This window comes from Trujillonella humicola (assembly GCF_046233715.1).
Taxonomy (GTDB): domain Bacteria; phylum Actinomycetota; class Actinomycetes; order Mycobacteriales; family Geodermatophilaceae; genus Trujillonella; species Trujillonella humicola.
Window position 1 is genome coordinate 1 of sequence record NZ_JBJNRJ010000105.1, and the last position, 3,917, is coordinate 3,917.

Annotated in this window: 3 protein-coding genes and 1 pseudogene; 2 read left to right on the plus strand and 2 right to left on the minus strand. The window is 73.9% G+C overall.

Features of this window, described 5'->3' with window-relative positions; genetic code table 11:
• Nucleotides 1–294: pseudogene (locus tag ACK586_RS25185) on the minus strand (endonuclease); the annotation flags it as partial.
• 236 nt (nucleotides 295–530) lie between these two features.
• Here ACK586_RS25185 and ACK586_RS25190 point away from each other — a divergent pair.
• Together ACK586_RS25190 and ACK586_RS25195 are read left to right on the plus strand one after the other, a co-directional pair.
• A complete protein-coding gene (locus ACK586_RS25190; protein ID WP_409333277.1) occupies nucleotides 531–704 on the plus strand; it encodes a hypothetical protein in 174 nt (57 codons plus the stop codon).
• 323 nt (nucleotides 705–1,027) lie between these two features.
• Entirely contained in the window at nucleotides 1,028–2,440 is a 1,413-nt protein-coding gene (locus ACK586_RS25195; RefSeq protein WP_409333278.1) for a pyridoxal phosphate-dependent decarboxylase family protein, read from the plus strand.
• Between the two features lie 25 nt (nucleotides 2,441–2,465).
• Here ACK586_RS25195 and ACK586_RS25200 read toward each other — a convergent pair whose 3' ends face one another.
• The gene (locus tag ACK586_RS25200; RefSeq protein ID WP_409333279.1) at nucleotides 2,466–3,770 is read right to left on the minus strand and encodes a hypothetical protein; all 1,305 of its coding nucleotides are present in this window, start codon (nucleotides 3,768–3,770) and stop codon (nucleotides 2,466–2,468) included.
• Nucleotides 3,771–3,917: the final 147 nt, after the last annotated feature.

The following is a 3,917-nucleotide window of genomic DNA, read 5'->3' on the forward strand; positions in this document are numbered from 1 at the left end:
GAAGGCGCCCTCGGTGAGCGGCAGGTGCTCCAGCGCCCGGCCCTGGCCGACCACCCGGGCGGCGAAGGCGCCGGACACGGCGAGGTGCCCGCGCAGCCACGCCTGCGCGGTCGGGATGCCGTCGTGCTCGCTGGCGCCGCGGGCGTCGACCCGGCGGGCGATGCGCGTGAGGTGTGCGCCGATGCGGTGGGCGGCGGTGACCGCCTCCCGCAGGTGGTCCAGCAGCACACCGTCGGGCAGGCCGTCCAGGTCCAGGCCGGCCAGGGCGTCCAGTGCTGACTGCAGCTCGCCCACGACACCCTCCCGACCGGCTAGAACGTGTGTTCGATTCTACCGCTCGAGGCCGGGTCCGGCTGCGGATATCCCCAGGTCAGCGACCTGTCCACAGATTTCCGGCTCGTACCGCCGTGCGGGGTGACCACTGGACAGACGGTGATCTCTCGGAGTCGCGAGCGGAGGATGCGGCGACTCGCGAGGAGGGGCGTGCGCGCGACCTTCCCCTCGTGCATCCTCGATGCCACGCTGCCCCCATGCCGGACGACAGGTTCCGCCTCCGGGAGGACGAGTTCTACGCCAGCGCCCAGGTGGGGCTGGAGGAGCAGGTCGAGGTGCAGTCCGAACCGGTTCCCCCGCCTGCCGACTGGCGAGGCGACCCGATGCCGTGGGTCGACGGCGGCTCCGGCGACGCGGACGGCGACTGCTGAACGAGTCGCGGAGCGGAGCGGCGTGAGCAGGGATGGAGGCGGTCGTCTCCGCCCTGCGGTCACCGTCCCCACCAGAGCAGGGGTGACGCTCGCCGGCCCGACGCCACGAGCGACGACTGACGCCCTCTCCCCCGCGCAGCGATGCGAGGATCTCCGGACGGCCTGGCGCGCCTCGAGAGGCCGTCCAACGTGGGCCGCTCGAGGACGGTCCTCGACGCCCGCGACAGGCCTCCGCGACGAGGCAGATGTGCCCGCGGAGATGGCGCACTCGAGAAGCGCGTCCCCGTGACAGCATGGCGCCCCGTCGACGACGAGGGGGCCGCATGCACCGCTCGGACTGGGACGGCGTCCTGGGCGCGGTCGCCCCGGCGGCGCTCGACTACCTGCACTCGCTGCCGACCCGGCGGGTGTACCCGGAGAAGGGCCACGCGGAGGTCGAGGCGGCGCTCGACCACCCGCTCACCGACGACGGCCTCGACCCCGTGCAGGTCGTGGCCGAACTCGCGCGTGACCTGACGCCCTTCGTCACCGCCCACGCCGGCGGTCGCTTCTTCGGTTTCGTCATCGGCGGTCTGCACCCGGCGTCGTGGGGTGCCGAGCTCCTGGTCTCGACCTGGGACCAGAACGCCGGCCTGTTCCCGCCCACGCCGGGTGTCGCGGTCGCCGAGGAACTGGCTGCACGATGGCTCGTCGACCTGCTGCACCTCCCCGCGGAGAGCTCGGTCGGCTTCGTCACGGGCGGGCAGATGGCGAACTTCACCTGCCTGGCGGCGGCCCGGGACGAGGTGCTGCGCCAGGCCGGGTGGGACGTGGAGGCCGACGGCCTGATCGGTTCGCCGGGAGTCACCGTCGTCCTCAAGGAGGGCGTGCACTCGACCGTCCTGCGTGCCCTGCGCTTCCTCGGGCTCGGCGAGCGGTCCGCGGTGCTGGTGCCCTGCGACGACCAGGACCGGGTCGAGCCCGAGGCGCTCGATCGCACGCTCCAGGCGGTGTCCGGGCCCACGATCATCGCCGTCGAGTGCGGCAACGTGAACACCGGCGCGTTCGACGACTTCGACGCGGTCGCCGATCGGGCGGCCGCCCACCGGGCACGGGGCAACCCGACGTGGGTCCACGTCGACGGCGCGGTGATGCTGCTCGCCGCCGCGGCGCCCCGCATGTCCCGGCACGTGCGGGGCCTGGACCGGCTGGACTCCTGGTCCACCGACGGCCACAAGCTGCTGAACGTCGCCTACGACTGCGGGGTGGCGATCTGCCGCAACCGCGCCGCGCACATGGCCGCGATGAGCGTGCAGGCCAGCTACCTCGAGCAGGGCACCGGCGCCCGCGACCCGATGGACTGGAACCCCGAGTTCTCCCGCCGCGCTCGTGGCGTCGGCGTCTACGCGACGCTCCGCTCCCTCGGGCGGTCGGGGGTGGCCGCGCTCGTCGACCGCACGTGCGGCCACGCCCGGCGCTTCGCCGACGTCCTGGCGGCGAGCGGCCGGGCGCAGATCGTCAACGAGGTCGTGTCGAACCAGGTGCTCGTCCGCTGGCCGTCCCCGGACGGCGACCACGGACGGCGGGCCGACGCCGTCATGGCCGGCATCCGGGCCGAGGGGCTCGCCTTCTTCAGCGGGACCACCTACCGGGGCGAACGCCTGATGCGCATCTCCGTGTCGGACTGCGCCACGGACACCGACGACGTCGACCGCGTCGCCGAGGCGCTGCTCCGGCACGCGGACCCGGGCGACTGACCGCCGTCCCCGCCAGCCGGCCGGACTACAGCGCGCGGACCAGGTCCCCCAGCTGCCGGGTCTGCCAGAGGTGGAGCAGCCGCGTGGTCATGTGCAGCTGGATGCGGGCGTTCTCGTGCTCGGCGAGCCGCGGGTCCCGGTAGCTCTCCAGCGCGTCGAGGTCCGGCACCTCCCGCGCGAGGGCGACCGGTGCGCCGAGGGAGTGGGTCAGGCCGGACGCCGCCATGAGCAGGATGTGCAGCCGCAGCTCGTCCAGGTCGAGCCTCGGACCCCCGCTCGCCGCGTACTCCTCGACGAAGACGGCCAGCAGCCCGTCGAGGTGGTCGTCCCAGGCGAAGGGCTCGGCCCCGCTGATGGCACCGGTGATCGACTGCGCGACGCTGAGCTGCCCGGCGTTGGCCCAGTCCAGGAAGCCGCACACCAGCCGGCCGTCGGCACCTCGTTCGAACCAGCAGTTGTCGATGTTGGCGTTCCAGTGCGCGAAGGCGACGAAGTCGGGATTCCCGGAGAGGACGGTGGCGATCCGGTCTTCGGCGGCCAGCACGTCCGGGATGTCCGCCAGCAACCGGTCCCGGAGCCCGGCGCCCCGCACGTCCTCCGGGAACAGCCGCGGGTGGCGGTCGACGAACGCGAAGACCCGCTCGGCCCACTGCACGACCTTCGCCTCCGGCACCCGCGGCACCAGGCCGGCCCCGGCCGGCCCGGGCGAGCGGGGAAAGCGCTCGTCGAGGTCCGCCGGCAGCCGGCCGGCCCGGTGCGCGCCCGACAGCCGCGCCAGCCCCCGCAGGATGGCCTCGTAGTGCCCCACCTGGTCCGGCACCAGGTGGTCCAGGCACTTCGGGTGGTGGGGCTCCACGCCGTCGCGCCCGAAGGAGATGCGCTCGGTGACGATCAGGCCGGTGTGGGTCTCCGGGTCGACGTCGGCGAACAGCACGGTCGGCACCGGCACGGGGAACCCCGGCGACCGGGACAGCAGCGCGACGTCCACCTCCGAGACCAGCTGGGAGCGGCCGCTGTCCCACAGCGGGTCGTCGTAGTTGCGCGAGAACTTGACGAACAGCTCCTCGGGCAGGCCCGCCCGCGGCGTCCCGTACGCCACCGTGAGCAGCAGCTTCTTCCCCGTGCCGCCGCCGCGGAACTCCGCCGAGCGGACGACGCGGTCGACCCGCTCGCCGGGTGCCAGCGCCCCGGAGCGGCGGAACGCCTCGGTGAGCCACTCCGCGCCGCCGGAGAGCAGGGCGGCGGCGTCCCCGGGAACGGGCAGGCCGAAGACACCTCCCGGCGCCCAGCGCTCGATGTCCGGGGCCGCCTCGTCGCTCGTCGCCGTCACGCCGTCCGTCCGCCTCGTCGCCCTGCCTGGTCGAGTTGCTGGTCGACCCGCCTAGTACTACAGCTGCACGGCCGCGGATCGCTGCGGCGTGTCTACCGGAGTGAGGCGGAGACGCGGACGACGGTCGGCGGATGTCCGACGATGTCT